25 protein-coding genes are annotated in these 26,300 nt (G+C 63.2%); 11 read left to right on the forward strand and 14 right to left on the reverse strand.

Annotation, left to right across the window (positions count from 1 at the left end):
• Positions 1 to 34: 34 nt before the first annotated feature.
• The 6 genes from HU752_RS13150 to rtcR all read right to left on the reverse strand — a co-directional run bounded on the left by HU752_RS13150 (position 35) and on the right by rtcR (position 7,376).
• Positions 35 to 559: a DUF2867 domain-containing protein gene (locus tag HU752_RS13150; protein ID WP_186679954.1), complete on the reverse strand. Its 525-nt coding sequence runs from the start codon at positions 557 to 559 to the stop codon at positions 35 to 37.
• Positions 560 to 656: 97 nt separating this feature from the next.
• A complete protein-coding gene (locus HU752_RS13155; protein ID WP_225920134.1) occupies positions 657 to 2,222 on the reverse strand; it encodes an ArnT family glycosyltransferase in 1,566 nt (521 codons plus the stop codon).
• Complete coding sequence (gene arnT, locus HU752_RS13160; protein ID WP_186679956.1) at positions 2,219 to 3,898, reverse strand: lipid IV(A) 4-amino-4-deoxy-L-arabinosyltransferase; 1,680 nt, start codon at positions 3,896 to 3,898, stop codon at positions 2,219 to 2,221. The genes HU752_RS13155 and arnT overlap by 4 nt, the downstream gene beginning before the upstream one ends.
• 287 nt (positions 3,899 to 4,185) lie before the next feature.
• Positions 4,186 to 4,830 (reverse strand): lipopolysaccharide core heptose(II)-phosphate phosphatase PmrG, encoded by a 645-nt coding sequence (pmrG, locus tag HU752_RS13165; RefSeq protein WP_225920135.1) that lies wholly within the window; start codon positions 4,828 to 4,830, stop codon positions 4,186 to 4,188.
• A 320-nt stretch (positions 4,831 to 5,150) separates the two neighbouring features.
• On the reverse strand, positions 5,151 to 5,594 hold the full coding sequence (locus HU752_RS13170; RefSeq protein WP_186679958.1) for a CBS domain-containing protein: 444 nt from the start codon (positions 5,592 to 5,594) through the stop codon (positions 5,151 to 5,153).
• 174 nt (positions 5,595 to 5,768) lie between these two features.
• Positions 5,769 to 7,376, reverse strand: coding sequence for an RNA repair transcriptional activator RtcR (rtcR, locus tag HU752_RS13175; RefSeq protein ID WP_186679961.1), 1,608 nt, complete (start codon positions 7,374 to 7,376; stop codon positions 5,769 to 5,771).
• 204 nt (positions 7,377 to 7,580) lie between these two features.
• Between rtcR and HU752_RS13180 the strand changes: the two genes are divergently transcribed.
• The 4 genes from HU752_RS13180 to rtcA all read left to right on the forward strand — a co-directional run bounded on the left by HU752_RS13180 (position 7,581) and on the right by rtcA (position 12,606).
• Positions 7,581 to 9,128: a TROVE domain-containing protein gene (locus HU752_RS13180; protein ID WP_186679963.1), complete on the forward strand. Its 1,548-nt coding sequence runs from the start codon at positions 7,581 to 7,583 to the stop codon at positions 9,126 to 9,128.
• Between the two features lie 394 nt (positions 9,129 to 9,522).
• Positions 9,523 to 10,749: an RtcB family protein gene (locus HU752_RS13185; RefSeq protein ID WP_437182344.1), complete on the forward strand. Its 1,227-nt coding sequence runs from the start codon at positions 9,523 to 9,525 to the stop codon at positions 10,747 to 10,749.
• 30 nt (positions 10,750 to 10,779) lie between these two features.
• Positions 10,780 to 11,574 carry a nucleotidyltransferase domain-containing protein gene (locus HU752_RS13190; protein ID WP_186679967.1) on the forward strand — a complete coding sequence of 265 codons (795 nt, stop codon included), beginning with the start codon at positions 10,780 to 10,782 and terminating at the stop codon, positions 11,572 to 11,574.
• Positions 11,575 to 11,586: 12 nt separating this feature from the next.
• A complete protein-coding gene (gene rtcA / locus HU752_RS13195; protein WP_186679969.1) occupies positions 11,587 to 12,606 on the forward strand; it encodes an RNA 3'-terminal phosphate cyclase in 1,020 nt (339 codons plus the stop codon).
• 1 nt (position 12,607) lies between these two features.
• Here rtcA and HU752_RS13200 read toward each other — a convergent pair whose 3' ends face one another.
• From HU752_RS13200 to HU752_RS13210, 3 genes are all read right to left on the reverse strand, one after another.
• Entirely contained in the window at positions 12,608 to 13,513 is a 906-nt protein-coding gene (locus HU752_RS13200; protein WP_186679971.1) for a helix-turn-helix transcriptional regulator, read from the reverse strand.
• 213 nt (positions 13,514 to 13,726) lie between these two features.
• Positions 13,727 to 14,422, reverse strand: a complete 696-nt coding sequence (locus HU752_RS13205; protein WP_186679973.1) for a fumarylacetoacetate hydrolase family protein — start codon at positions 14,420 to 14,422, stop codon at positions 13,727 to 13,729.
• A 167-nt stretch (positions 14,423 to 14,589) separates the two neighbouring features.
• The gene (locus tag HU752_RS13210) at positions 14,590 to 14,901 is read right to left on the reverse strand and encodes a hypothetical protein (protein ID WP_186679976.1); all 312 of its coding nucleotides are present in this window, start codon (positions 14,899 to 14,901) and stop codon (positions 14,590 to 14,592) included.
• Positions 14,902 to 15,594: 693 nt separating this feature from the next.
• Here HU752_RS13210 and hemB point away from each other — a divergent pair.
• Positions 15,595 to 16,569: a porphobilinogen synthase gene (gene hemB, locus HU752_RS13215; protein ID WP_186679978.1), complete on the forward strand. Its 975-nt coding sequence runs from the start codon at positions 15,595 to 15,597 to the stop codon at positions 16,567 to 16,569.
• 66 nt (positions 16,570 to 16,635) lie between these two features.
• The gene (locus HU752_RS13220) at positions 16,636 to 17,478 is read left to right on the forward strand and encodes a PhzF family phenazine biosynthesis protein (protein WP_186679982.1); all 843 of its coding nucleotides are present in this window, start codon (positions 16,636 to 16,638) and stop codon (positions 17,476 to 17,478) included.
• On the opposite strand, the gene HU752_RS13225 is transcribed toward HU752_RS13220, so the two are convergent.
• From HU752_RS13225 to HU752_RS13235, 3 genes are read right to left on the reverse strand one after another with little or no spacing between them, the layout of a single operon-like run.
• The gene (locus tag HU752_RS13225) at positions 17,473 to 17,988 is read right to left on the reverse strand and encodes an NUDIX hydrolase (RefSeq protein WP_186679996.1); all 516 of its coding nucleotides are present in this window, start codon (positions 17,986 to 17,988) and stop codon (positions 17,473 to 17,475) included. The genes HU752_RS13220 and HU752_RS13225 overlap by 6 nt on opposite strands.
• 8 nt (positions 17,989 to 17,996) lie before the next feature.
• Complete coding sequence (locus HU752_RS13230) at positions 17,997 to 18,713, reverse strand: NUDIX hydrolase (protein WP_186679997.1); 717 nt, start codon at positions 18,711 to 18,713, stop codon at positions 17,997 to 17,999.
• A 1-nt stretch (position 18,714) separates the two neighbouring features.
• Entirely contained in the window at positions 18,715 to 19,260 is a 546-nt protein-coding gene (locus tag HU752_RS13235; RefSeq protein WP_186679998.1) for an adenylyltransferase/cytidyltransferase family protein, read from the reverse strand.
• Between the two features lie 166 nt (positions 19,261 to 19,426).
• Here HU752_RS13235 and HU752_RS13240 point away from each other — a divergent pair, with 166 nt between their 5' ends.
• Genes HU752_RS13240 through nadE form a run of 3 tightly spaced genes read left to right on the forward strand, consistent with a single transcriptional unit; the run spans position 19,427 to position 22,142 of the window.
• The gene (locus HU752_RS13240) at positions 19,427 to 20,080 is read left to right on the forward strand and encodes an isochorismatase family protein (RefSeq protein WP_186679999.1); all 654 of its coding nucleotides are present in this window, start codon (positions 19,427 to 19,429) and stop codon (positions 20,078 to 20,080) included.
• A gap of 3 nt (positions 20,081 to 20,083) precedes the next feature.
• On the forward strand, positions 20,084 to 21,313 hold the full coding sequence (gene pncB / locus HU752_RS13245) for a nicotinate phosphoribosyltransferase (RefSeq protein WP_186680000.1): 1,230 nt from the start codon (positions 20,084 to 20,086) through the stop codon (positions 21,311 to 21,313).
• 1 nt (position 21,314) lies between these two features.
• Positions 21,315 to 22,142: an NAD(+) synthase gene (gene nadE / locus HU752_RS13250; protein ID WP_186680002.1), complete on the forward strand. Its 828-nt coding sequence runs from the start codon at positions 21,315 to 21,317 to the stop codon at positions 22,140 to 22,142.
• 6 nt (positions 22,143 to 22,148) lie between these two features.
• On the opposite strand, the gene HU752_RS13255 is transcribed toward nadE, so the two are convergent.
• Together HU752_RS13255 and HU752_RS13260 are read right to left on the reverse strand one after the other, a co-directional pair.
• Entirely contained in the window at positions 22,149 to 22,745 is a 597-nt protein-coding gene (locus HU752_RS13255; RefSeq protein ID WP_186680004.1) for an NUDIX domain-containing protein, read from the reverse strand.
• A gap of 44 nt (positions 22,746 to 22,789) precedes the next feature.
• On the reverse strand, positions 22,790 to 23,992 hold the full coding sequence (locus HU752_RS13260) for an MFS transporter (RefSeq protein ID WP_186680007.1): 1,203 nt from the start codon (positions 23,990 to 23,992) through the stop codon (positions 22,790 to 22,792).
• A 336-nt stretch (positions 23,993 to 24,328) separates the two neighbouring features.
• On the opposite strand from HU752_RS13260, the gene HU752_RS13265 reads away from it, so the two are divergent.
• Positions 24,329 to 25,120 (forward strand): enoyl-CoA hydratase/isomerase family protein, encoded by a 792-nt coding sequence (locus HU752_RS13265; RefSeq protein WP_186680008.1) that lies wholly within the window; start codon positions 24,329 to 24,331, stop codon positions 25,118 to 25,120.
• 18 nt (positions 25,121 to 25,138) lie between these two features.
• A complete protein-coding gene (locus HU752_RS13270; RefSeq protein ID WP_186680013.1) occupies positions 25,139 to 26,299 on the forward strand; it encodes an acyl-CoA dehydrogenase family protein in 1,161 nt (386 codons plus the stop codon).
• Position 26,300: the final 1 nt, after the last annotated feature.

Raw genomic sequence — 26,300 nt, forward strand, 5'->3', positions numbered from 1 at the left:
GGCGTACGGCTTGTGCGTCAGGGTCGTCGCGGTTTCAGTGGCGGCTGGCGTTTCTCAGGGTGATGGGTACGATCAGCCGATGAAATGGCGCCACCGGCAGCATGTACAGGCGGCCCAGCAGATTGTGAGTGTGGACCACCGTCGATAGCGTCAGGGTGCGCGTTCCCTGCGCCGTGACCGGCGAGCGATGCAGGGTCAGGTAGACGTCGAGGTGCTTGTCGCAATCGGCCAGCATCACCTCATCCGGCTGATTGGAAATCAGTGTGAAGATCCCCACGCGATCGTTTTCCCGGTAGTCGACGTCCGCCCGGGACAGGTCGATACGGGTCAGGCGTCCAAGATCCTTGAGCCCGAACAGCCCTACGATACGGTTGCGCAACTGCATCAGCCCGTCGATCCAGGCCGGTGTCGTCGACATCATGTTCAGGGCATGGCGCAGCGCCGTGCGCTCGAGGCGATCATCGCTGATGCACTGGCTATCGACGAAATCGGCATTGGGCAGGAAACGGTTGATGGATGAGTCGGGTGGCACCGGGCAGGGGTGCACGCTGGGCTTCATCAATGGCGGTCCTTGCAAAAAATGAATGGGGCCCCGAGTCGCCTCGGGAGCCCCACTCTACGTGAACCCGCAGGTTCGTGCACCGCCGCTCGATCCGCTACTGGGTGCGACCCTCGATTTCCAGCGGTCCATCCCGCCTGGGGATGTATGCCACGCTACCGTCCTCGCGGTTGTGGGCCAGGCGCGCGCCATTGCTGGGTTGGGTCACCACGACGTCATGATCGGCTGCCAGGTAGTTCAGCGGCAGGCTGTCGCCGGCCTTGAAGCTGGTGACGATCAGGGTTCGTGTCGGGTCCCAGCGACGGCCGCTGGTTTTCTCCAGCCAGTCGATCAGTTCATCGCTGTCGCCGTTGCGTGGATAGTCCTGGTTTTCCTGCACGTAGTAGAAGGGCAGGCCCTGGTTGTTCAGGTACATCGGCAACTTGTTGTCGACCTCGATCATCACCATCTGCCATTCATCCCAGGGCGCTCTCTGGCTGGCCTTGGTCTGTACATCCTCGGCGAAGCGCATGGCGCCACCGCCACCGTTGCTCCAGGGATAGGCGACACCGACGACCAGTAGCGTGAAGGCGGCCGCCGCGGCGAAGCCTTTGGTCCAGCCAGGGCCGCTGGCCTTGCCGGCGGCGCGCGTCTCATCCAGGCGCCGGGTCACCCACCAGGCTGCCAGCAATTGTGCGAACGGCACCAGCGGCAGCACGTAGTAGCTGCGCCGGCTGCCGCTGGCGGTGAAGAACACGAACAGCAGGCACAGGCCCCAAACCAGCCAGCGGGTATTGGGCTCGATCCGCTTCCATTGGCGCAGCGCGAGCCACAGGCCCAGCACCCAGAAGGGAGCCCAGGGCAGGGTGTAGGCCGGCAGGTAGATCAAATAGGTGTAGATCGGCCCCATGTGGTCGAAGGGGTCGAAGAAACGGACGACGTTTTCCTTGAATACCAGGGCCAGCCCGCTTTCACCGTAGGTCGGCGAACCGTACAGGTTCGACAGTACGAAAGGTACGGCATAGAGCGCGAGGGCGATCAGCAGGGCAACCAGCAGTCGTGGATTGAAATGGCGTTTCCAGCGGCCTTCGGCCAACAGGTGCGGCAGCAGCACCAACCCCGGCAGGACGAAGCCGATCAGACCCTTGAGCAGAGAGGTCAGGGCCAGTATCAGGAAAAACACCGTGTAGCGCCCCAGGCGCGTGTCATCCGGGCCGCGCCAGTACCACCAGACGGCGGCCAGCACGCCGAACACGGTGAGGATGTCGGCGGTGGCCACGCGAGCCCAGAACACGAAGTAGAAGGTGGTTGCCAGCATCCAGCCCGCCACCAGGCCGGTGCCCTTGCGCCACAGGCGCTCGCCGAGCAGATAGATCAGCCATATGCTCAGCCAGGCGGCAACCACCGAGGACAGGCGCAACGAGACGTTGCCCAGTCCTCCCAGCAGTTTCGCGCTGGCGGTGATCAGCCAGTAGGAGGGCAGGGGCTTGTCATAGTAGGGCAGCCCCTTGAGATAGGGATCGAAATAGTTGCCCGACTGCAGCATCTGCAGGGCGATGTTGGCCCAACGGGTTTCCGCTCCCCACAGTTCACGCGAACCCAGGCCCAGCAGGAGCAGCAAGGCCGAGACGCCCAACAGCAGTGTCAGGGCTCCCCTGTCGGTCTTCCAGTAGCCCAGGCTCATGGTTGTGTCTGTGGGAAGATGAGGATCTCGCTGTCGCCTTTCCTGTAGCGTTTGCCATCGGGTGGCAGTAGCCCGATTTCTTCCATTTCCGCAGTGCCCTTGACGCGCATGACGACTCCTACCGAACCCTGTTTGCGTGCTTCGCTCATCCACTGCCCGATGTTTTCGAGCGTGACCTGGCGTCCCTGCGCATCAGGGTAATCCAGACCATATTTCAGTTCGCCAGCGGTGTTGAACAAATCGACCTGGGGGCGTTGCAGGCGCCAGGACAGTGCCGCGGCGGCCCCCAGTTCGTTGCTCAGCAGGCGGTTGGTCTGGCGCAGCTCGTCCAGGTGCTCGGCGATGAACTGGTCAGGCATCTTGTTGCTCACCACGCTGGCCGGCATGCCGGCTGGCAGCAGGGTCACCAGCAGGGCGATGCCCAGTGCCGGCATCGCCCAGAACGCGACAGGACGCAGGACCTGCAATGCGTTGGTGATGATCCACGCCATCAGCATGATGAACACCAGCGACAGGCTGAAGACCTCGGCATGGCTGTTGGCATAGACGGAGCGGGTCGTCTGCAGCACGATCAGCACCACCAGTGCCACCACCCCGAGAGTCAGGTTGAGCACACCGTTGAGGCGCAGTGCACGACCCTCGGCGCGGGTGACCCGGTCGATCAGCGCATTGCCCATCATCAGTGCCAAAGGCAGTAGGCAAGGCATGATGTAGGTTGGCAGCTTGCCTCGGCTCAGGCTGAAAAATACCAGTGGCAGGGCGAACCACAACCACAGGAAACCGATGCCTGCCTGGCGTTTTTCCTGCCAGGCCTGCTTGAACGTCGGCACCAGCATTACCGACCATGGCAGGCACGACACCACCAGCAGGGGCAGGTAGAACCACCACGGCTGGGCGTGCTGGGCGTTGTTGCCGGCAAAGCGCTGGATGTGCTCGTGCCAGAAGAAGAAATTCCAGTAGTCGGGTTCCTGGGCATTGACGGCCAGGACCCAGGGCAGCGCGACGGCCACCGCGACCACGACCGCGATCGGGCCGCAGCGCAGCAACTCACTCAGGCGTCGTTGCCAGAGCATGTAGGGCAGGGCGATCAGCACCGGCAGCAGCAGGGCCAGGAAACCCTTGGTCAGGAAACCCATGCCGCAGGCCAGGCCCAGCACGGCCCAGGCCGTCAGGCGCTGGCTGCGTGGCTGGCTGTCGGTCGCGAACCAGAAGGCGACCAGGCTGAGGTTCGACCACAGGGTGAACTGGGGATCGAGGTTGGCGTAGCCGGCCTGTCCGGCGACGAGGCCGAAACTCATGAACAGCAGCGCCGAGGCGAAGCTCTTGCGTGGATCGTTCCACAGGCGGCGGGCGATCAGGTAGGTCAGCAGGACGCTGAGCCCGGTACTGACCGCCGAGGCGATGCGTACGCCGAACAGGTTCTCGCCGAAGATCGCCTGGCCGATGGCAATCATCCAGTAGCCGGCGATGGGTTTCTCGAAATAACGCAGGCCCATGAAGTGCGGAGAGGTCCAGTTGCCGCTCAGGAGCATCTCCTGGCTGATCTGGGCGTAACGGGTCTCGTCGGGAATCCACAGGCCGTGAAACAGCATCGGCAGCAGGTAGAACAGCCCGAAGGCGAGGATCAGCGCCGGTATCGACCAGCGCTTGAGCGTCGCGGGGGAGGGGTATGGCATGTGAGAGTTCATGATTCGGCCTTAGCGGTACCTACCGCCACAAGGGTTTAACCAGGATTCGCGATTGCGGTTGCTCGCCCGGTAACGCTGCAAGGCCCAGGCACACGCCTGCCCTGGCGGGCCCAAGTGCGCGAGAGGACTTGAGCCCGCGAGGGGCAAAGGCGATAGGGGGTGGATCTGGCAGCGAGCGGGGCTTCAACGGAAACGGGTGAAGCAAGATGCATTCAACTGACGGCCATGTTCCATGGGCGTGATGTTTAAAATTGCAAAGCGCCGTTACAGGTCGCTCATATTTTCGTGCTGAGCGCGGTCTGCCAGTCCTCGGCATTCAGGATCCCCAACATTTTCAACTGGCCGTCGGCACCCACCGAGGCGAACACGGAGCTGGTGTATTCGCTCTTGGGGACATGTCGATAACCCAGCTGTTTCTCAAGGTCATCGATGCAGCCGCTGTGGGTTACCAGCACCAGGTTGCGATGCGCGGCCTTGTGGGCGAGAGCATCCTGGCCCAGGGTCGGCCCGCAGCTCACCAGCCAGTCTGCAGTGATAGCGCTCTTGCCGAACATCGCTTCGGCAGTCTGTACGGTACGGGTGGTCGGACTGCTCAGTACGTCGGTGTTGTTCATGCCGACTTGCTGGAAGGCCCTGCCGACATCCGCTGCGGAGCGATTGCCCAGTTGGGTGATGCCATCCTCTGGGCCCAGGCATGGGTTGCTTGAGCGATCGCACCGCTCGGCATGGCGCACCAGCACGATGACATCCCCGGCTTTCCATTGGGCGTAGACGCCAGCGCTGTGCATGTGGTCGCGCACTGCCAGGTCGAGGGGCGACCTGGGCCACAGGACAAAGCCGGTTGCCATCAAGGCCACCAGGGTCATGCTGATCGCCAGCAGGGTTGACTTGACGCGGGGCTTGAGGGGCTGCGGCAGCACTGACTGAACGGCACTAAGGATAACCACGGATTCACCCATTGGCTGGTCTGACAACTAGGAAGGGCATCGCCCCGGTAAATGACAGTCGTGATCAGGCGGCCTACAGCGATACCGATAACGATAATGGGAATTTAAAGAGGAGCAGGTGGGCGCGAAGTGAAAGTGTTGTGAAAAATTTGGAAGTGCGATTTGCCCAGCGTTTTCGGGTGCCTGGGCAATATTTTGAAATATTTATGCGGGGGATTTGCGGGGTATCTGCTTCATGGCGATGCCGATCAGTGGGGTGATCGGCATCGGTATCGAAGTAAGGGGGCGCGGCGTTATTCGCCGCGAATATACTGTTCCAGCTGATTGATCAGGTTGGCCTGTTCGGCAATGGCTTCCTTGACCAGGTCGCCGATCGAGAGCAGGCCGATCAGTCGGCCGTCTTCCACCACGGGCAGGTGGCGCAGGTGCTTCTCCGTCATGATGGCCATGCAAGCCTCGACCCTCTGGTGCGTATCCACGGTGATGACCGGGGTATTCATGATTTCGCTGACCTTGGTCGTGACCGAACTCAACCCGTGCAGGATCACTTTGCGGGCATAGTCGCGTTCACTGATGATACCGACCACCTGGCCACTCTCGTTGACCACCGGCAGGGCACCGACGTTTTTCTCGGCCATCTTGATCAGCGCCTCGAACACGGTGTGATCGTTGCGGACGGTATAAACCTCCTGGCGCTGGCTACCCTTGAGTTTCAACAGTTCTGCGACGGTCTTCATGGATGGCTCTCTCATGCGGTTTTCATGTGGTTCTTGTGTCGCGGCCACACTCCATGGCGACCGGTCTTACAGAATCGTAGACTGATACCGCGAAGATGATGCGGAAAGCGGCCTCCAGACGCGAAAAAACGTCATTTCCCGTGGTTTGGATCAACTTTCTCCAGGCTGGCCGTCTTACCGATTGTCGTTCAGCTGCTTCCAGTCCAGCTCGAAACGGGCCAGGTACTTGCGCAGGCGGTCGGCATCGTTCGGGTTGGCCTTGGCTTGCCGGGATGCGTTGAACAGCTGTCGGCCGGCATCCGAGAGGCTGCTGGCGCGGCGGCAGACGTCGATCACGGCGTTGAGCTGCAGGCGGTCGAACAGGTCCATGTCGCCGGCACGTTCGCCGAGCAGGTGATCCACGCTGTCCGCTGCGTCGACCAGGCCCCAGGCCCGGCGCAGGCGGGCGATTTCTTCCTCGACCTGGGCTTCGTCGATGCGCCCGCTGTCGGCCAGGGTCGCCATGCGGGTGATCGAGGCCGACAGCTCGCGGAAGTTGCCCAGCCAGCTGGCTTCGGTGGAACTGGCAAAGGCCAGGTAGCGGCGTCGCGCCTGGATGTTGAAGCGTGCCAGGTGGCCCTGCTCGCGGGCATGGCGCTCCAGTTCGAAGTCCAGGTTCGGCTCGATGTCTTCGCGACGGTCCGCCAGGCCGGGCAGGTCGAAGGTCCACAGGTTGATACGGGCGTACAGGTCTTCCCGGAACAGGCCTTCGACCACCCGGCTGCGCAGGTCGCGGTGGGTGCCGGCGATGATCAGGAAGTCGCTTTCGACTTCCTTGTCCGAACCCAATGGGAAGAAGCGCTTCTCCTCGATGGCCTTGAGCAGCATCGCCTGCTCATCCAGCCCCAGTTCGCCGATCTCGTCCAGGAACAGCAGGCCGCCATCGGCCGCCCGCAACAGGCCCTCGCGGCTGTTCTGGGCGCCCGTGAAAGCGCCCTTGGTGTGTCCGAACAGCGCCGACATGGCGCCATCGCCGCGCAGCGTGGCGCAGTTGACCTCGACGAAACGACCCTCGACCTGATGCCGGTTGCGCTTGAGCTCATAGATGCGTCGGGCGAGGAACGACTTGCCCGCGCCGGTCGGGCCGATCAGCAGCATCGGGGCCTTCGAGCGCACCGCCACCCGTTCGATCTGCTCGATGGTCCGGTTGAAGTCGGCGTTGCGCGTGGCAATGCCGGACTTGAGAAAGGCCAGCCCCTCCAGTTGCCTGTCGCTGAAGCGCTTGGCGATCCGGTCGTAGCGCGACAGGTCCAGGTCGATCAGGGTGTGGGTGCCGGTGACCCGTGCCTCTTCGTTCAGGCGGCGAGCCGGGGACGTCTGCACCAGGCGCGCCGGCAGGTAGCGTGCCTCGGTCAACAGGAACCAGCAGATCTGTGCCACGTGGGTGCCGGTGGTGATGTGCACGAGGTACTCCTCATGCTCGGTATCGAAGTGATAGGCGTTGGTGAAGTCGTCCAGCGCGCCATAGACCTCCTCGAAATCCCAGGGATTGCGCAGGTGCATCGGGTGCAGGCGCACTTCGGTTTCCGGTGAAACCTGCTGGATGTCGCTGCGGATTCGCTCGGCCAGGCTGACATCGCGGGCATCGGTGCCATGAATCAGTTCGAAACGATGTACCAGCAGGTCGGATTGCTGGCACAGGCCGATGCTGGGCCGCCAGTGGCCCCAGCGGTTGGCGCCCTTGCCGACGCGATCAAGGTTGGAACCGATGAAACCGATGGTGACCGTGCGCTTGCTGGACATGTTTATCTTTATGGATAAATGGCGATATCCAATGATAAATAAAAAATGAAGGCTCGTCTGGCTATCGAGCCGTGTTTTTCCTGGAATAAATATTTTTTCCAATAAAATCAAATATTTAAAATTTTATTAGGTGAATTTTCAGAAGCTGGCACGTGCTCTGCAATATCTCTGGCAACGAACGAAACAACAGAGCGAGAAGCCAAGATGGCCAACACCCAGCTGTTCCAGACCCGCACCCAGCCTGCGGCCTGCGACATCCGCAATGCCTCCGGCGCCGTGGCCTACGCCTATACGGCGCGCCATGCCCTGGCACAGTTGGCGGTGACCGGTTGCCTGAACCAGACCTACCATGCCAGTGCGCAAGGCCAGTTGGAGGCGGTGCTCAAGCGCGTTGCCGAGGTCGACAGTGCCTTCGTTGCCAAGGCCGCGATCTACGCTCGCCAGCAGGGTCACATGAAGGACATGCCCGCCTTGCTGCTGGCCGCCCTGGCGGCCCAGCGCTCGACCATGCTGCCGGTGGTGTTCGCCCAGGTGGTGGACAGCGGCAAGATGCTGCGCAACTTCGTGCAGATCCTGCGCAGCGGGGCCACCGGGCGCAAGTCGCTGGGTTCGCAGCCCAAGCGCCTGGTGCAGCAGTGGCTCAACAGCGCCAGCGAGCGCCAGTTGTTGCAGGCGTCGGTGGGTAACCAGCCGTCGCTGGCCGATGTGCTGAAGATGGTTCACCCCAAGCCGGCAGAGGCCTGGCGCGAGGCGTTCTTCGCCTGGGTGATCGGCAAGCCGGTGGCGTTCGATGCCTTGCCGCCGCTGACCCGCTCGCTGCTGGAGTTTCGCGCCGGGGCCAGCCGGCAACTGCCGCAGGTGCCATTCCAGTTGCTGGGCAACGAGACGCTGGACTCGCGACAATGGGCGCAGCTGGCCGTGACCATGGGCTGGCAGGCCCTGCGGATGAACCTGAACACCCTGGCTCGCCACGGTGCCTTCAAGGTGCCGGGATGTGCCGGGACGGTGGCCGCGCGGTTGTCGAACCCGGAGGAGGTGGCCAAGGCGCGGGTTTATCCGTACCAGTTGCTCGCGGCCTACCGGATGATCGGCGAGGATGTTCCTCCGCAGATAGGTGAGGCGTTGCAGGATGCCCTGGAGTTGTCGCTGGACAATGTCCCGGCCCTGCGCGGCACGGTGGTGGTCTGCCCGGATGTCTCGGGCTCCATGCACAGCCCGGTCACCGGTTATCGCCAGGGGGCGACCACGGCAGTGCGGTGCATCGATGTGGCGGCCCTGATTGCCGCCGCCGTATTGCGCAAGACGCCCCAGGCGAGGGTGCTGCCCTTTGAGAACGAGGTGGTGAAGGTGCAACTCAACCCACGCGACAGCGTCATGAGCAATGCCCAGCAACTCGCCGCCGTTGGCGGTGGCGGAACCCGCTGCTCGGCGCCGCTGGCGCAGTTGGTTCGCGAGCAGGCCAGGGTGGATACGCTGATCCTGGTCTCGGACAACGAGTCCTGGATCGATGATCGCCGTTACGGCGCCAGCGAAACCCTGGTGCAGTGGGAGCACATCCGGCGGATCAACCCCGATGCGCGGCTGATCTGCATCGACCTGCAGCCCGGGGCGAGCACCCAGGCACCGGATCGGCCGGACATCCTGAATGTCGGCGGTTTCAGTGACGCGGTGTTCGATGTCATCGACCAGTTCACCGCCGGTACCTACGGTGCACGGCACTGGGTGAAAGTGATCGACGAACTGTCGATATGAATGAAGGCAAACCCGTTCAGCCCTGATGGGCTGAGCACCACACTGTTGAATTTCGCGGCAACCGAATGCCGGTGGGACTACATCCAAAGACGTCTCATCACCCTCTTGTCGGTTGCCACGAAAGGTACGAATGCCAGTGGCTGTACATCTGAATGCCGGTCTGAATCCGGCCCGTGGCAACACGGATCAGTCACTTACCTTGTCGTACCACCCATTTTTGATGATTTACCCGGCGAATGCTGGTGGAACTACATTGTCGCGGGTTCGATTCCCGCTCACCACAAGGTGATAGCTCAGTGGTGATAGCTCAGAGGTAGAGCGTGTCCATGTTTCACCGCCCCTTGTCGCCGTCAAACCAGGACAAGGCCGAATTGGCCATCAGGAAATGAAGAACATGCAAGACCAGACCTACACCCTGCTCGAAGTCGCCAACGGCAAACCGATCAAACTCTGGACCCAGGGGGTTCCGGTCGAGCCCGAGGCTCGCCAGCAATTGATGAACACCGCGAAGATGCCGTTCATCTTCAAGCACATGGCCGTGATGCCCGACGTGCACCTGGGCAAGGGCTCGACCATCGGTAGCGTGATCCCGACGGTGGGCGCGATCATCCCGGCGGCAGTGGGCGTGGATATCGGTTGCGGAATGATTGCCGCGTGCACCTCGCTGACCGCCAGCGATCTGCCGGACAACCTGCAGGGCCTGCGTAGCGCCATCGAGCGGGCGGTGCCCCACGGTCGTACCAGTCCACGCAGCGGGCGTGACAAGGGCGCCTGGGAAGATGTTCCGGACGTGGCCGACCTGGCCTGGTCGGCACTGGAGCCGCGGTTCAAGGCCATTATCGACAAGTACCCGAAGCTGAAGAACGCCAACCATCGCAAGCACCTGGGAACCCTCGGGTCGGGTAACCACTTCATCGAGGTTTGCCTCGATGAGGCGAACCGGGTCTGGTTCATGCTGCACAGCGGTTCGCGGGGTGTCGGTAACGCCATCGGCAACCTGTTCATCGAACTGGCGCGGGCCGATATGCGTGGGCATATCGCCAACCTGCCGGACCGCGACCTGGCGTACTTCGAGGAAGGTAGCCAGCACTTCGATGATTACGTCGAGGCGGTCGCCTGGGCGCAGGACTTCGCCCGGCAGAACCGTGCGGTGATGATGCAGGCGGTGATCGCCGCCACGCGCCAGGTGATTCGCAAGCCATTCGACGTGGCGCTGGAGGCGGTGAACTGCCACCACAACTACGTGCAGAAGGAGCGGCATTTCGGCGAGGAAGTACTGGTGACCCGCAAGGGCGCGGTATCGGCGAAGAAGGGGGAGCTGGGGATCATTCCCGGCTCGATGGGCGCCAGGAGCTTCATCGTTCGTGGGTTGGGTAACGAGGAATCGTTCTGCTCCTGCAGCCACGGTGCCGGGCGAGTCATGAGCCGTACCAAGGCCAAGCAGATGTTCACCGTCGAGGACCAGATCCGCGCGACGGCCCATGTCGAGTGCCGCAAGGACGAGGCGGTGATCGACGAGATCCCGATGGCCTACAAGGACATCGACCAGGTGATGCACGCCCAGCGTGAACTGGTGGAAGTGCTGCATACCTTGCGGCAGGTGGTTTGTGTGAAGGGGTAGAGTGATTGGCCTGGTTGGAGAGGGAAGGGCATGAATGGGGAATATGACGAACGCCACCCGCTGGATGACGCGATGCGTGCCCGGGTGCTGGAGGAGCTGGCGCGGATAGAGCGCGAGCGTAATGTGAAGGTGCTGTATGCCTGCGAATCGGGCAGCCGCGCCTGGGGTTTCTCGTCGACGAACAGCGATTACGATGTGCGCTTCGTCTATGTGGAGAAACCGGACTGGTTCATCCAGGTCAGCGAGGCGCGGGATGTGATCGAGCGGCCGCTGGACGATGATTTGGATATCAGTGGTTGGGAGTTGCGCAAGACCCTGGGGTTGTTGCGCAAATCCAACCCGACCCTGCTCGAATGGCTCGATTCGCCACTGGTGTATCGCAGTGAGGAGGCCGCGACCCGCTCATTGCGTGAGCTGGCGGAGGCGTTCTACAGCCCGCCCGCCGCACGCAATCACTACCTGTCGATGGCCCGGAAGAACTTCCGTGGCTACCTGCAGGGGGAGACGGTGCGGTTCAAGAAGTACTTCTACGTGCTACGGCCCCTGTTGGCGGTGCGCTGGATTGACAGTGGGCTGGGGCGGCCGCCGATGACCTTCGATGCGTTGCTCGAGACGGTCGACGATCCGCTGCTGCTGGCGGAGGTCGATGAGTTGCTGCAACTCAAGCGCGGCGCCGACGAGGCGGCCTATGGCTCGCGTCGCCCGGCGTTGCACGAATTCATCGAGGCGCAGTTGGAGCAGCCGGTGCCGGTATTGCCACGTACCCACGAAAACAGTGAGCGTCTGGACCACTACCTGAGGGAGATGGTCCGTACTTATGCATGATTCAGGAAGGATATGAAAAAGGACATGATCGAACTGGACGGCGCCATGGGCGGCGGCCAGGTGTTGCGTAGCGGCTTGAGCCTGTCGATGTTGACGGGGCGGGCACTGCGTATCGGTAACATTCGCGCCCGGCGCAGTCGGCCGGGCCTGCTACGCCAGCACCTGACGGCGGTGCTGGCGGCCGCCGAGGTCTGTGGGGCGCGGCTGGAAGGCGCGCAGTTGGGTTCACAAAGCCTGTATTTCGAACCGGGACCGATTCGGGGTGGTGACTTCCGCTTTGCCATCGGCACGGCCGGCAGTTGCTCGCTGGTGTTGCAGACCCTGCTGCCGGCCTTGCTGCAAGCACCGCAGCCCAGCCGGGTGCGTATCAGCGGCGGAACCCACAACCCACTGGCTCCGCCCTTCGAGTTTCTCGAGCGCGCCTGGTTGCCGCTGCTGCGGCGGATGGGAGCCAAGGTCGAGTTGCAACTGCTGCGCCATGGTTTCGTGCCAGCTGGCGGTGGCGAACTGGAAGTGTTCGTCCAGCCTTCGACCTTGCAGCCTCTGCACCTGAACGAGCGCGGTGAAGTGCTCGAACGTGATGCGCGGGTGCTGCTCGGCGGTATTGTCGACGGCGTGGCCCAGCGTGAGCTGGCCCGGGTTGCGAAGCGCCTGCACCTGCCCGAGGAGGCCTGTCGCACGGAGCATGTCGCGGCGGACAGCCCTGGCAACGTGTTGCTGCTGGAATTCCGCTGCGCGCAGTTGAGCGAGGTGTTCTGCGCCTTCGGGCAGTTCAACGTGCGCTCCGAGGCGGTCGCCGATGCGGCGGTCGACGCGGCGCGGCATTGGTTGAACAGCAAGGCGGCGGTGGGCGAGCATCTGGCCGATCAACTGCTGCTGCCCATGGCGATGGCGGGCGGCGGGAGTTTAACCACGCCGCAGATGACCGAGCACCTGCAGAGCAACATGCGGGTGATCGAAGCCTTCCTGCCGCTGAAGCTGGTAGGTGCCTCGGGCCCGGATGGGGTGTTGCAGGTCGAGTGCCGGGCCTGATTCAGTTTGCCTGGCGTTGACGTCGGAACTGACCCGGTGGCAAGCCCTGGGTCGCCTTGAAACGACGTGAGAAGTATGCCTCATCGGCAAAGCCGCACAGCCGTGCGACCTGGCTGATGGGGTGATCGCCGTTGAGCAGGTGCGTGCGCGCCAGGTGCATGCGTCGCTCCAGCACCAGGTCCGAAAAGGTCTTGCCGGTCTCCTTGCGCAACAGGTGTGTCAGGTAGTTGGGCGACAGGAAGACCGCCTCGGCGGTGTCCTTGAGGTTCAGCGCCGGGTCGGCGATATGCTCGCGCAGGTAGCCTGACAACCGAGCCATGGCATCCCGTCGGCCACGCCGCGCGGCCTTGTTCGCTGATAGCGCCTCGAGTTCGTTGCCGAAGCGGCTGCAGATCTTGCCGGTCAGTTGCAGCAGGCAGCCCCTGAGCGCCTGGCGGGTGCCCAGGTCGCGGCCCTGGTCCAGCTCACGCATTTTCTCCAGCAGCGTCAGGACTTCGGCGAAATCCTGCTCGTCGAGAATGAAGTCCAGGTGTTCCTGGTACTGGAATGGCGAGAGTTCGGGGCGCTCGTGAATGGACAGGTCTTCCAGGTCCAGCGGGTCGCAATCCAGGTGCGGCAGGAAGAATGCCTGGGAGAAGTTGATCAGGACGAAGTTGCTGTCCTCGGGATGCGGGATCAGGTGCAGGCGATGCGGCAGGATGAACGCCAGCGCCCGCTGCGGGTAGGGCCTGATGGCACCGCCGATGTGCTGCACGGTGTCGCCACCCAGGTTGATCTGGATCTGGAAGTAGTCGTGGCGGTGCGGGGCGACGATAGCCGGTCGGGCCTGCTTGTCACGGATGTAGAAATCCGGGCGGTCGCTGCGTTGCTGCATGCCGTAGGTGCGCACGCGGGAAGTACTCGACATCGACACGATCCTTGAGCGGCCAGGAGGGGATGTCGGCATTCTAGGCTATGCACGAAATCGCTTGAAACTTGGTTATGCGGCGTTAAAAACCGGCTCGGAATGCTCATTGACAACCAGTCAACTGCGCTTCCTCGCCGGTTTTTGCCTTGCCTAACCTGCGTTTCAAACAATTTCGTACACAGCCTAGGGCAATGGCGACATCCCGGCACCCGCTCAACGCTGGCCGATGCTCAGCTCGAAGGTGGCGATGCCGTCGATACCGGCGCTCACCCGATCGCCCGGCTGCAGCGCCCCGACACCGGCCGGGGTGCCGGTGAGGATCAGGTCGCCGGCGCGCAGGGCGACCGAGCGCGACAGGTGGCTGATCACATCCGGCACCGACCAGATCTGGTCGGCCAGGTCGCCGCGCTGGCGTTCGACATCATTGACCTTCAGCCAGATCGCACCGCTTTGCGGGTGCCCCAGCTGGCTGGCCCGATGCAGCGCCGTACACGGTGCCGATTCATCGAAACCCTTGGCCCAATCCCAGGGACGTCCGAGCTTCTTGGCCTGGGCCTGGATATCCCGGCGGGTGAGGTCGAGGCCGACGCCGTAACCCCAGACATGGGCGAGGGCATGCTCTGGCTCGATGTTCTCGCCGCCTTCGCCAATCGCCACGACCAGTTCGATCTCATGGTGCAGGTCCGTGGTCAGGGGCGGGTAGGCGATCACGCCACTGGCCGGAACCACCGCGTCGGCAGGTTTCATGAAGAAGAACGGTGGCTCGCGGTCCGGGTCGTGGCCCATTTCCCGGGCGTGTTCGGAATAGTTGCGGCCCACGCAGAACACCCGGCGAATCGGGAAGCGGGCGGATTCGCCGGCAACGGCCAGGGATGGGGTTTGGTGGGGGGCGAAGACATAGTCGCTCATGGAGTTCTCCTCGGTGGAATCGAGCCGTAGCTGGCAGGCGGTGATTCCAGTGTGGGAGCGCGACGTCATGCAGAGTTGGATAAAACCGGCGGGTTTCTGGATTTTTGCACGGTAGTGACAGAGCAGGGGAGCCCACCCGTGTCGGGTGGGCTCGATGGTTCAGACCATCAGGCGCTCTTGGCCAGCGCGTGGTGCGAAGCCCACTCGGCCTTCAGGCTCTGCAGGACGCGGCCCATGAAGTCGCGGTCGGCTGCCGCCTTCTTGCCGGTGTAGCCCTGGCCGCGACGGTACATCACCAGGCAGGCCAGCAGGTTGGGCTGGGCGCGGCTGAAATGCTGCTCGTCGACATGGGTCGCGCGGCGGTCGAGTTTCACGTCTCCGGCTTCGCTGATCCAGAGGATATGGTCGTCGTGGCTGTCCTTGCGGGATGCGAACAGTCCAGCCAATTGATCGATAGTCGGATGATTGTTCAGATTCATGTTAAAGCCCCTTTGACCACTCGTTAATCTGTCTGGTTTACGTGTGTATCGTTGCCAAGACGGCGAATTGCTGAGGTGCCGCACGCGGGCAATAGCGCCCGTTGAATGTGGCTCCAACCCCGGTGGTGATTTCGTGTAGCGTGAAACCAGGCTCGCTACACAGGACGTCTCGACGAAAAGAAGCAGCAGCGCGATCCTTGAACGGCGCCGACGACAGTAACGAAGTCAGCCACAAGCATTTTGAGGACGTTAGGCCGGTGCTTCTCGCCCGTTGGGACGATCACGACAGGTCAGCTTCATCAATCTGCCTTGTGGGCAGTACATATCCAGAACAGCTCGACGGCTTGTCGAGCCTGTCACAACAGCTTTCTACAGCACTCCCGATCGGGGAGATGGCTTCATCATGCAAGGGCAAAAAGCGCGCGTCAATGATTTTGTAGTGATTTTTTTATCTCACTACATATTGCAAATTCGCCACGCCCGATCATTCGGCCAACAGGCCGATTGGCCGAAAAGTGACCGGCAAGTCTTGATTTCATGGCAAAAACCACTGGCGCCGCAGGGTTGGCCAGCGGCAGACTGTTGCAAGGGGTGCAACAGAGCTTTCTCGATCTTCCGGTGTAAACCGGGGGGCGATTGGCCTAAGCTCGGCAGCCTCTGAATCCGTCTTCGCGAATCTGTTTGGGAAACTCCATGTCACAGCTATTTCCGACCACGCGCCTGCGTCGCCTGCGCCGAAATGAAAGCCTGCGCGGCCTGTTCCAGGAAACCGAGTTCAGCCTCAACGACCTGGTCCTGCCGATCTTCGTCGAGGAAGGGATCGACGATTTCGTGCCCATCACCAGCATGCCGGGAGTGATGCGGATTCCCGAGAAGAAGCTGGCGAGCGAGATCGAGCGCTATGCCCGCGCCGGGATCAAGTCGGTGATGACCTTCGGCGTCTCCCATCACCTGGATGCCGAGGGCAGCGATACCTGGAACGAACAGGGGCTGGTGGCGCGCATGGCGCGGATCTGCAAGGACACCGTGCCGGAAATGGTGGTGATGTCCGATACCTGTTTCTGCGAGTACACCTCTCATGGTCACTGCGGCGTGCTGCATGGCGATGCGGTGGACAATGACGCCACCCTGCGCAACCTCGGGCGCCAGGCCGTCATCGCGGCCCAGGCGGGGGCGGACTTCATCTCGCCGTCCGCGGCGATGGATGGCCAGGTCCAGGCCATCCGCAGTGCGCTCGATGCTGCCGGCTTCCTCGACACCTCGATCATGGCCTATTCGACCAAGTTCGCCTCGGCACTCTACGGGCCGTTCCGTGAAGCCGGCGGTACCGCGCTCAAAGGTGATCGCAAGGCCTACCAGATGAACCCGATGAACCGCCGCGAAGCGGTGCGCGAATCGCTGCTGGATGAACAGGAAGGCGCTGATGCGCTGATGGTCAAGCCGGCTGGCGCTTACCTCGATATCATCCGCGACATCCGTGAGGCCTCGCGTCTGCCATTGGCGGCGTACCAGGTCAGTGGCGAATACGCGATGATCAAGTTCGGTGCCCAGGCCGGCGCCGTCGACGAACACCGGGTGGTGCGCGAGAGCCTGGGAGCGATCAAGCGCGCCGGCGCCGATATCATCCTGACCTATTTTGCGATGGACATCGCCCGCGACGGGATTTGAACGAGGGTTGTGTGCTGAAATGGCGCACAGACCACCGATCACGTTCTTTCGACAGGGAGTAGCACCATGAGCCAGCACGATTTCAAGCAACTGGATGTCTTCAGTCGCGAACCGCTCAAGGGAAATCCGCTGGCCGTGGTATTCGCCGCCGACTCGCTGACCAGCGAGCGGATGCAGGCCTTCGCGACCTGGACCAACCTCAGCGAAACCACCTTTCTGCAGGCGCCCCGCGACCCTCGGGCGGACTATCGGGTGCGGATCTTCACTTCCACCAAGGAGCTGCCGTTCGCCGGCCACCCGACGCTGGGTACCTGCCATGCCTGGCTGGAGGCGGGTGGCGTAGCCAAGGGCGAAGAAATCATCCAGGAGTGTGGTGTCGGCCTGGTGCGAATTCGCCGCCAGGGGAATGACCTGGCCTTTCTCGCGCCGCCGCTGCTGCGGGCCGGACCGCTCGAGCCGGAACTGCGCGAGCGTGCTCGACGGGGCCTGGGGTTGGCTCCCGAGGAGGTGCTCGAAGCCCAGTGGGTCGACAACGGTGCGGACTGGATGGTGCTGATGCTGCCCAGCCGGGCACGGGTGCTGGCGATCAAGCCTGACTACGTGCAACTGGAAGGCTTGGCCGTTGGCGTCGTGGCGCCTTGGAGTCCGGCGCGGGATGGCGATGACTGCCAGTTTGAGGTACGCGCTTTCATCGCCGGTGATGGCATGCCTGAAGACCCGGTCACCGGCAGCCTGAACGCCGGTATCGCCCGTTGGCTGCTGGGGGCGGGGCGGGCGCCACGCTCCTATCGGGTCAGCCAGGGCACGGCGATGGGGCGTGCCGGGCGGGTGCAGGTGGAGCAGATCGGTGACGAGATCTGGGTCGGTGGCGCCGCCGTGACCTGCATCAGCGGCAGCCTGACGCTATAGCGTCGGGCCGGGTGCCTGGGCGACCAGCATCATCGCGGCCGACAGGGTGTGCCCATCGGTGATCCGGCCCTCGGCAATCATCGTCATCAGTTCCTGGCGCGTCACGAACAGCACCTTGTCGACCTCACCATCGGTGCTGTCGCTGGCCTCGCCCTCGATATCCACCCGGCACACGGCCACCGCGCTGGCGATCAGCGAGGTGTTGCTGTGCAGCAACCCCAGTTCGGTGACATGGCGTGCCGGCCAGCCGGTTTCCTCCTGCAGCTCACGGGCGGCGGCGTCGCGGGCGGTCTCGCCCGGGTCGATCGCGCCGCGGGGAAACTCGATGGACTGCGCGCCGATGGCCCGGCGCTGCAGCACCGCCAGCATCAGGCGGCCGTCGGGCATGACGGGAATCGCCACCACGCCATTGATGGCCTGGCGCTCCTTGACGATGAAGTAGCTGCCTTGCTTGACCACGTCGAAGTAGGGCGTGTGCAGCAGGCATTCGGATTCGGTGTCGGGCTTCATGCGCGGTATCACTCCAGAAAGCAGCGGTCGAACAGGTAGAGGGCGTCGGGCTTGAGGTTTTGCAGGGTGGCTTGCGGACGGCCGCCGTCTCCCTGTTTCTTGCGTCCGGTTTCGCGCAGGTAGCCGGCCTCGGTCATCTTCAGCAGGCGTTGGCGGGTACTGGTCTTGAGTACCGGGCGCGCGAGCACCAGGGAAAAGATCGCAGTGGCTTCCGGGGCGCTGAACTCGGTGCCGAGAAAGGTCAGTGGCAGGCTGCTGTACAGCGACTTGGACAGCAGTCGCTCCTGCGTGGCCGCCACCAGCGTGTTGTGGTCGAACGGCAGGCGTACCGAGCCGTTGGCGACGCTGTCGAGAGCGAACCAGGCCTGTTGTTCGTTCAGGCTGGGTGACTCGGCGACGATGGCCAGGTAGTAGGTCGAGGATGACCAGCAACGGGGGTCGCGAAAGGCATCGCCGACAGTACCGACCTGTTCGCACCAGGCCAGCGGCAGGTTGACCTTGTCACTGGCACGCAGGCGTTCCACTGCATCGTCCAGCGTCCGGTCGGGCACCGCGCCGTTGACCACCAGGCCGGGCAGGGCCCAGTGGCCCTGGAATGGCTCGGCCTCGCGTTTGTGCAGCAGGATCTGCAGTGCCTGCGCCTCGCGGCAGTAGAAAAGCACGCACAGGTCGACGGTGTGCAGGTAGTCGCTTTTCTTCGGTGGGCTGGGGGTCGGGTCCGGCATGTCAGTTCCTGTGTGCGGCATAGAGTCCGTAGTCTACCGGATTCATCCCCGGTGCCATCCAGTGGGCGGGCAGTGTTTCGCCCACGGCCAGGCGCTCGCGCAGCAAGGTGCTGCGCACACCCACCTGTTCATCCATGCAGAGTACCGAAAAGCGTTCGAGCAATTGCGCGCCCAGATGAAAATCCGGCAGTTGCGCGGCAACGTCCTGCCCGACCACCAGGGCGATCTGCCGGGTTGGCAGGCCGGTGATGTCGGCCAGGGTGCAGAGCAGCCCATAGCTGTAGATCGGTGCGTCGGTCAGTTGGGCCAGCTGTTGCTCGATCCGGCTGACCGAAAGGGTTGAAGAGCAGGAGGGGCGCACCTGTTCGACGATTGCCTGCAGCCAGCGCAGGCGCCGTTCGTATTCAGCCATGTGCTTGCCATGAGGGTGCCGGAAGGAGGGCACCACCCACACCGAGCGGGCGTGGCGGGAGGCCTCGATCATCACTTGGGCGTGACCGGCGTGAGGTGGGTTGAAGGCGCCGCCATAGATTGCGAGCTCGTACATGGATGGGATCTCCTTTTTCTTAAAAGTACGTGTCATGTACTTATAGGTCAAGGATGATTTATGTGGATAATGGCTATTTTGTGTTGTTTGAATATTTTTTCAATCGAAGCTTGATTTGAAAGTACATGACATGTACCTTTGTTTCATCGCCAAGGGAGAACCCGCCATGAACGCTCAAGTGATCAAGACAGCCGCCTTCGATGTCGATGCCCAGAAGGGCTTCACGCCGCTATGCCCGGATGAACTGCCCGTGGTGGGTGGCCACCTGATCGGTGCCGAATTGAACTTCATGGCATCGCTGGCCGGGATCCGTGTCGGCAGCAAGGACGCGCACAGCCCGAAGGCGCCCTGGGTCGTCGAGTCCCATGAGCAAATGCTCAAGCCGACCGGCCTGGAACATGCCGACCTGACGTGGGTCAGCCACTGCGTTCCCGGCACCGAAGGCTTTACCCTGCTCGATGAGCTGCCGGCGCCCCAGGACTACGACTATTTCGTCTGGAAGGGCGTGGAGCCGGCCTTGCACCCCTACGGAGCCTGTTTCCACGATCTCTACCACCAGCTCTCCACCGGGGTGATCGAATACCTGAACGCCCACGGGGTGCAGCAGGTGATCGTCGGCGGCCTGGCCCTGGATTTCTGCGTCAAGACCACGGCGCTGCAACTGGCAGGGGCGGGGTTCAGGGTCATCGTCTATCTGCCGGCCTGCCGGGCCATCAGTGCCGAAGGGGCGCAACAGGCCATCCACGATCTGCAACAGGCGCGGATCGAGGTCGTCAACAGTCGTGAACAACTGGTCCGTGCGACCGGCCACAAGGAGTAACTCATGGAAAGCGCATTCAACCGCGAAGGCGGTGTCATCCAGGGCTTGCTGGATACCGATTACTACACCTTCACCATGATGCAGGCGGTGTTGCACCAGCACCCCAACGTCGAGGTGGAGTACCAGTTCATCGTTCGTTCCCGGGAGAAGCTCGGCCACCTGATACCCGAAGTGCGCGCCGAGCTGGAAAAGCTGGCGGGCCTGCAGATGCGCGAAGGCGAACTGCGCTTCCTGTTCAACCGGCGGTTTCGCGAGTACCTGACCGCGGACTTCGAGCAGTTTCTCGGCCTGTTCCGCTTCAACCTGCGCTACATCCACGTCAGCGAAGTGGACGGTCAGCTGACCATTCGCGTACGTGGCCCGATGTTGCACTGCATCATGTTCGAGCAGCCGGTGCTGGCCCTGGTCAGCGAGTTGCGCAACCGCGAGAAGTACCCGGATGTGCTGCTGGAAGACGTCAGCCGCAAGCTCTACCAGAAGTTCGAATGGCTGGAGAAGAACCTCAGTCGCGAGGAGCTGGCCGACCTGCGGGTGTCGGACTTTTCGACCCGCCGGCGGCTGTCCTTCCGCGCTCAGCGCGAGGTGGTCGACATCATGCGCCGCGACTTCCCCGGCGTGTTCGTCGGCACCAGCAACGCGCACCTGGCCTACGAGTTCGACCTGCCGCTGATCGGCACCATGGCCCACCAATGGCTGATGGTGCACCAGCAGCTCGGGCGCCTGCGCGAAAGCCAGAACGCGGCACTGGAAAACTGGGTGCGCGAGTATCGCGGCCGGCTCGGGATCGCCCTGACCGACTGCATCAGCACCGACTTTTTCCTCGAGGACTTCGACCTGTACTTCGCCAAGCTCTACGACGGTCTGCGCCAGGACTCCGGTGATCCGATCGTCTGGGCCGACAAGGTACTGGCGCGCTATCGGCAGTTGGGCATCGACCCGATGAGCAAGGAACTGATGTTCTCCGATGGCCTGAACTTCGAGAAGTGCCTGCCGATCATGCGCCACGTGCGGGGCAAGGCGCGTTTCGGCTTCGGCATGGGCACCAGCCTGGCGTGCGATGTCGAGGGTGTCGAGCCGCTGAGCATCGTGATGAAGCTGGTGCGGGTGCACGGCGAGCCGGTGGTGAAGTTTTCCGATGATCCGGTGAAGAACGTCTGTGAAGACCCGTCGTTCCTGCGCTATGCGGCGCAGGTGTTCAAGGTGACTGAAATCAATCGGCAACTGGAGGTGTGAGATGGGAACCGAAACTCAGGATCGAATTGCCAAGGCGCTCGGGGTGAATCGGCAACTGGCCCGCGGCGATGAGGCCGCGGAGCTGTCCCGGCGTATCGCGTTCATCAAGGCCACGCTCAAGCGTTCCGGCTGCCAGGCCCTGGTACTGGGCATCAGCGGTGGGGTCGATTCGCTGACCGCCGGCCGCCTGTGCCAACTGGCGGTCGAGCAGTTGCGCGAGGAGGGCGTTGCGGCGCGCTTCATCGCCATGCGTCTGCCTTACCGGACCCAGGCTGACGAGCATGACGCCCAGGCCGCCCTGGCGTTCATCCGGCCGGACGAGATCAGCACTGCGAATATCTCGGCCTGCGTGGAGGGGTTGATGGGTAGCCTCGAAGCCGAGGCAGCGCAGGCCAGCCCGGCCCAGGTGGATTTCGTCAAGGGCAACGTCAAGGCCCGGGCCCGGATGATGGCCCAGTATGCGCTGGCCAATTTCGCCAACGGGCTGGTGGTCGGCACCGATCACGCGGCCGAGGCACTGATGGGTTTTTTCACCAAGTTCGGTGACGGCGCCTGCGACCTGGCGCCCCTGTCGGGCCTGACCAAGGGCCAGGTGCGTCGGCTGGCCTCGGCCATAGGCGCGCCGGAACAACTGGTGTTCAAGACGCCAACGGCGGACCTTGAGGAACTGGTGCCGGGCAAGCCGGACGAAGCCGCCTATGGTTGCAGCTATGCCGAGATCGACGCCTATCTGCTCGGCGAGCCGGTTGCGACACAGGTCAGCGCCATCATCGAGGCGGCCTACGCCAGGACTGCGCACAAGCGGGCCCTGCCGTATTCGCCGGCCTGAGGCGGATCAGCGCGGGGTATCGAGGGTGTGGTTCAAGGCCACGTACTGCAACAGCATGATGGTCTTGGCATCGACGATTTCCCCGCGCCGTACCGCGGCCAGGGCGTCCTCCAGGGACAGTTCCAGGACCTCCAGGTCCTCGCCCTCGGCCTCCAGGCCACCGCCATGGCTGACCTTGCTGTCACCGTCATATTCGCCAAGGAAGAAGTGCAGCTTCTCGGTCACCGAGCCGGGGCTCATGTAGGCCTCGAAGATCTTCTGGACGTTCTGCACCCGGTAACCGGTTTCTTCCTCGGCCTCGGCGCGGATCCGGTCCTCGGGCGACGCATTTTCCAGCAGGCCGGCGGCGGCCTCCACCAGCATGCCGTCGTGGCCGTTGACGAAGACCGGGAAGCGGAACTGGCGGGTCAGTACCACGCTGCGTTTTTCACGGTTGAACAGCAGGATGGTCGCGCCATTGCCGCGGTCGTAGGTCTCGCGGCTCTGCCGCTGCCAGGTGCCGTCGCTGCGCAGGAAGTCGAAGGTGGTTTTCTTCAGCAGATACCAGTCATCCGAGAGGACGGTGCTGTCGATGATGCGAACCCGGTCTTTCGTAGCGGTCATGATCCACGCCCTGTGGTGTGCAAAGCGCAGATCATACTGTCTGTTCAGGCCACTGCAACCGAACGTTTCCGGCGGCTGGCGACCACCAGGAAGCTCACCAGCGCCACCAGTGGCAGGGCGCTGCCCAGGGCCATGATCGCCGCCCAGCCAGCCTGTTCGTACAAGCTGCTGGCCACCGCCGAACCGATGGCGCCACCGATGAAGATACTGGTCATGTACAGCGCGTTGAGCCGGCCACGACTGGTCGCATCGAGGGCATAGACCGAACGCTGGCCGAGCACCATGTTCATCTGCACCGCAAAGTCCAGCAGCACGCCGGTCACGGCCAGGCCGATCACGCTGTAGGCCGGATGGACCAGCGCCGGCAGGAAACTCAGGGTTGCCAGCAGCATCGCCAGCAGGGACATGCGCTGGGTATGCCCGGCATCCGCCAGGCGCCCGGCCAGCGGCGCGGCAATCGCGCCCATCGCGCCGACCAGGGCAAACAGCGCGATCTGCGACTGCGACAGGCCATGGACGCGCGACAACTCCAGCGGTACGGCCGTCCAGAACAGGCTGAAGGTGGCGAACATCAGGCCCTGGTACCAGGCTCGCTGGCGCAGCACCGGCTGGTCACGGAACAGCTTGCCCAGCGAGCCGAGCAGTTGGCCGTAAGTGGCGCTGTGACTGGGCTGGCGCTTGGGCATGGTGCCCAGGATCACCAGCATGATGAACAGCATCAGCACGGCTGCGGCGATGAACACCGTGCGCCAGCCGAAGTAGTCGGCGACCACGCTGGACAACGGCCGGGCCAGCAGGATGCCCAGCAGCAGGCCACCCATGATCCCGCCGACCACCCGCCCGCGCGATTGCTCGGGCGCCAGGTGGGCGGCGAGGGGGATCAGGATCTGCACCGAGACCGAACTGAAGCCGATCAGCAGCGATACCACCAGGAAAACCCCGGGTTGCCGGGACAGGCCGGCGGCGACCAGGCTGAGGGTGGAGACCACCACGGTGGCGAGCATCAGCTTGCGGTTTTCCAGCAGGTCACCCAGCGGTACCAGGAAGAACAGCCCCAGGGCGTAGCCGATCTGGGTCAGGGAGACGATCAGGCTGGCACTGTGGGCGGAGATGCCCAGGTCCGGGGCGATCAGTTCGATGATCGGCTGGGCATAGTAGATGTTCGCCACGATGGCGCCGCAGCAGAAGGCGAACAGCATCACCAGGGCGCGAGTCATCACGGGGGCTGTGTGGGGGTGGGCTGACATGATCGGGAGGCTCTGGGACGGGACGGGTAGGGCAGTTTAGTGATTGGGCGAGGGCGGTGTAAGGCGGTGGCAGGAATAGTTGATATCAGCAGTGTTGATGTTCGGCGGGCAGCTGGCCTCTCGGCCTGCCCCTGAATCGAGTTGTTCGAAGATGTAACAACTCTCTTGGCCAATGGTCTTTCTTGTCAATAGAAATACTTATAAATCAATTTGTTAGGAGCGATTAAAAGAGTCTTCATGAGATTTTCCGAGCGATTGCTACGCTGCTGAACAGTTGTTTAGTATCGCCGTCAACGCTCCACCTCACACTCAAGAACAATAAGACGAGGGCCTTTCATGAGCTCCCAACCGACCCTGCTCAACTCGGTCGAGGCCGGCATTGCCCGGATCACCCTCAATCGTCCCGAGCAACGCAACGCGCTGGACATTCCCACGCTCAAGTCACTGATCGACCTGCTCGACCGGCACGCGGCCGACCCGTCGGTGCGGGTGCTGCTGCTGACCGGCAACGGCCGTAGCTTCTGCGCCGGTGCGGACCTGGCCGAATGGGCCGACGCCGAACGTCGCGGGATCCTCGAAACCTATGGCTGGACCGAAACCGCCCATGTGCTGATGAGCCGCCTGCACGCATTCGCCAAGCCCACCATCGCCGCCATCAACGGTACCGCCGTGGGGGCGGGGATGGACCTGAGCCTGTGCTGCGATTTTCGCCTGGCCGCGCAGACGGCGCGGTTCAAGGCCGGCTACACCGGCATGGCCTATTCGCCGGACGCCGGTGCCAGCTGGCACCTGCCTCGGTTGATCGGCACCGAGCAGGCCAAGCGCCTGCTGTTTCTCGACGAACTCTGGGGGGCCGACCGCGCGCTGGCTGCCGGCCTGGTCAGCGAGGTGTGTGCCGATGAGCAACTGCTGGGCACCGCCAATGACCTGGCCGTGCGCCTGGCAGCCGGCCCGACCTTCGCCTTCGCCCAGACCAAGGCACTGATCCGCGAGGGCTTCGCTCGCAGCCTGGCCGAGCAACTGCAGGCCGAGCAGGCGGCCGGCCTGCTGTGTGGCCGCAGCCGCGATGGCGCCGAGGCGCTGCAGGCCGCCGTGGAAAAACGTGCTCCCCATTTCATTGGCCAGTAACCGGACAGCAGGTAACCCATGAATTTCCAACTGACCCAAGAGCAGGACATGCTGGTCGAAGCGGTGCGCAGTTTCGTCGAGAAGGAGTTGCTGCCCCACGAGGAGGCGGTCGACCGCGCCGATGCGGTACCACCGGAGCTCGCCGCGCAGATCCGCGCTAAGGCCATTGCTGCCGGTTTCTATGCCTTCAACATGCCGGAGCAGGTTGGTGGTGGTGGCCTCGACTATCTGTCCCAGGCGTTGATCGAGCGTGAGCTGTCCAAGGTCTCCTGGGCCTTGCACGTGTTCGTCGCGCGGCCGTCGAAGATTCTCATGGCCTGCCAGGGCGCGCAGATCGAGGACTACCTGCTGCCTTGCGTGCGTGGCGAGAAGGTCGACTGCTTCGCCCTGACCGAACCCGGTGCCGGCTCCGATGCCAATGCGATCAAGACCCGTGCGGTGCGCGAGGGTGACGACTTCATCATCAACGGCAGCAAGCACTTCATCAGTCATGCCGGACACGCCGACTTCGCCATCGTCTTCGCGGTCACCGACACCTACGAGCACAACGGCCGCAAGCGCAATGCCGTGACCTCCTTCCTGGTCGACCGCGATACCCCGGGCATGACCATCCGCCGTGGCCCCAAATGCGTGAGCAACCGTGGTTACCACACCAGCGAGATCTTCTTCGACGACTGCCGCGTCCCGGCATCCAAGGTGCTGGGCGAGGTGGACAAGGGCTGGGAGGTCGCCAATGCCTGGCTGACCGCCGGGCGGGTGATGGTCGCCGCCAACTGTGTCGGCCAGGCCCAGCGCGCGCTGGATGCGGCCTTGCAATGGTCGGCCGACCGCAAACAGTTCGGCCAGCCCATCGGCACCTACCAGGGCATCTCCTTCAAGTTGGCGGACATGGCCACGCAAATCCGCGCGGCCGAACTGATGACCCTGCACACCGCCTGGAAGATGGACCAGGGCACCATGACCGACGGCGAGGCCGGCATGGCCAAGCTGTTCGCCAGCGAAGTACTGGGCCGCGCCGCCGACGAGGCGGTGCAGATCTTCGGTGGCATGGGCCTGATGGACGAGGGACCGGTGGAGCGGATCTGGCGCAACGCGCGGATCGAGCGGATCTGGGAAGGCACTTCGGAAATCCAGCGCCACATCATTTCCCGCGAGCTGCTGCGGCCGCTGCTGCGCTGAT

The sequence above is a fragment of the Pseudomonas vanderleydeniana genome, assembly GCF_014268755.2.
GTDB lineage: Bacteria > Pseudomonadota > Gammaproteobacteria > Pseudomonadales > Pseudomonadaceae > Aquipseudomonas > Aquipseudomonas vanderleydeniana.

Coding starts and splice junctions, on each gene's coding strand:
- HU752_RS13150 (WP_186679954.1), bottom strand. CDS start 559: ATGAAGCCCAGCGTGCACCCCTGCCCGGTGCCACCCGACTCATCCATC.
- HU752_RS13155 (WP_225920134.1), bottom strand. CDS start 2,222: ATGAGCCTGGGCTACTGGAAGACCGACAGGGGAGCCCTGACACTGCTG.
- arnT (WP_186679956.1), bottom strand. CDS start 3,898: ATGCCATACCCCTCCCCCGCGACGCTCAAGCGCTGGTCGATACCGGCG.
- HU752_RS13170 (WP_186679958.1), bottom strand. CDS start 5,594: ATGAAGACCGTCGCAGAACTGTTGAAACTCAAGGGTAGCCAGCGCCAG.
- rtcR (WP_186679961.1), bottom strand. CDS start 7,376: ATGTCCAGCAAGCGCACGGTCACCATCGGTTTCATCGGTTCCAACCTT.
- HU752_RS13180 (WP_186679963.1), top strand. CDS start 7,581: ATGGCCAACACCCAGCTGTTCCAGACCCGCACCCAGCCTGCGGCCTGC.
- HU752_RS13185 (WP_437182344.1), top strand. CDS start 9,523: ATGCAAGACCAGACCTACACCCTGCTCGAAGTCGCCAACGGCAAACCG.
- HU752_RS13190 (WP_186679967.1), top strand. CDS start 10,780: ATGAATGGGGAATATGACGAACGCCACCCGCTGGATGACGCGATGCGT.
- rtcA (WP_186679969.1), top strand. CDS start 11,587: ATGAAAAAGGACATGATCGAACTGGACGGCGCCATGGGCGGCGGCCAG.
- HU752_RS13200 (WP_186679971.1), bottom strand. CDS start 13,513: ATGTCGAGTACTTCCCGCGTGCGCACCTACGGCATGCAGCAACGCAGC.
- HU752_RS13205 (WP_186679973.1), bottom strand. CDS start 14,422: ATGAGCGACTATGTCTTCGCCCCCCACCAAACCCCATCCCTGGCCGTT.
- HU752_RS13210 (WP_186679976.1), bottom strand. CDS start 14,901: ATGAATCTGAACAATCATCCGACTATCGATCAATTGGCTGGACTGTTC.
- hemB (WP_186679978.1), top strand. CDS start 15,595: ATGTCACAGCTATTTCCGACCACGCGCCTGCGTCGCCTGCGCCGAAAT.
- HU752_RS13220 (WP_186679982.1), top strand. CDS start 16,636: ATGAGCCAGCACGATTTCAAGCAACTGGATGTCTTCAGTCGCGAACCG.
- HU752_RS13225 (WP_186679996.1), bottom strand. CDS start 17,988: ATGAAGCCCGACACCGAATCCGAATGCCTGCTGCACACGCCCTACTTC.
- HU752_RS13230 (WP_186679997.1), bottom strand. CDS start 18,713: ATGCCGGACCCGACCCCCAGCCCACCGAAGAAAAGCGACTACCTGCAC.
- HU752_RS13235 (WP_186679998.1), bottom strand. CDS start 19,260: ATGTACGAGCTCGCAATCTATGGCGGCGCCTTCAACCCACCTCACGCC.
- HU752_RS13240 (WP_186679999.1), top strand. CDS start 19,427: ATGAACGCTCAAGTGATCAAGACAGCCGCCTTCGATGTCGATGCCCAG.
- pncB (WP_186680000.1), top strand. CDS start 20,084: ATGGAAAGCGCATTCAACCGCGAAGGCGGTGTCATCCAGGGCTTGCTG.
- nadE (WP_186680002.1), top strand. CDS start 21,315: ATGGGAACCGAAACTCAGGATCGAATTGCCAAGGCGCTCGGGGTGAAT.
- HU752_RS13255 (WP_186680004.1), bottom strand. CDS start 22,745: ATGACCGCTACGAAAGACCGGGTTCGCATCATCGACAGCACCGTCCTC.
- HU752_RS13260 (WP_186680007.1), bottom strand. CDS start 23,992: ATGTCAGCCCACCCCCACACAGCCCCCGTGATGACTCGCGCCCTGGTG.
- HU752_RS13265 (WP_186680008.1), top strand. CDS start 24,329: ATGAGCTCCCAACCGACCCTGCTCAACTCGGTCGAGGCCGGCATTGCC.
- HU752_RS13270 (WP_186680013.1), top strand. CDS start 25,139: ATGAATTTCCAACTGACCCAAGAGCAGGACATGCTGGTCGAAGCGGTG.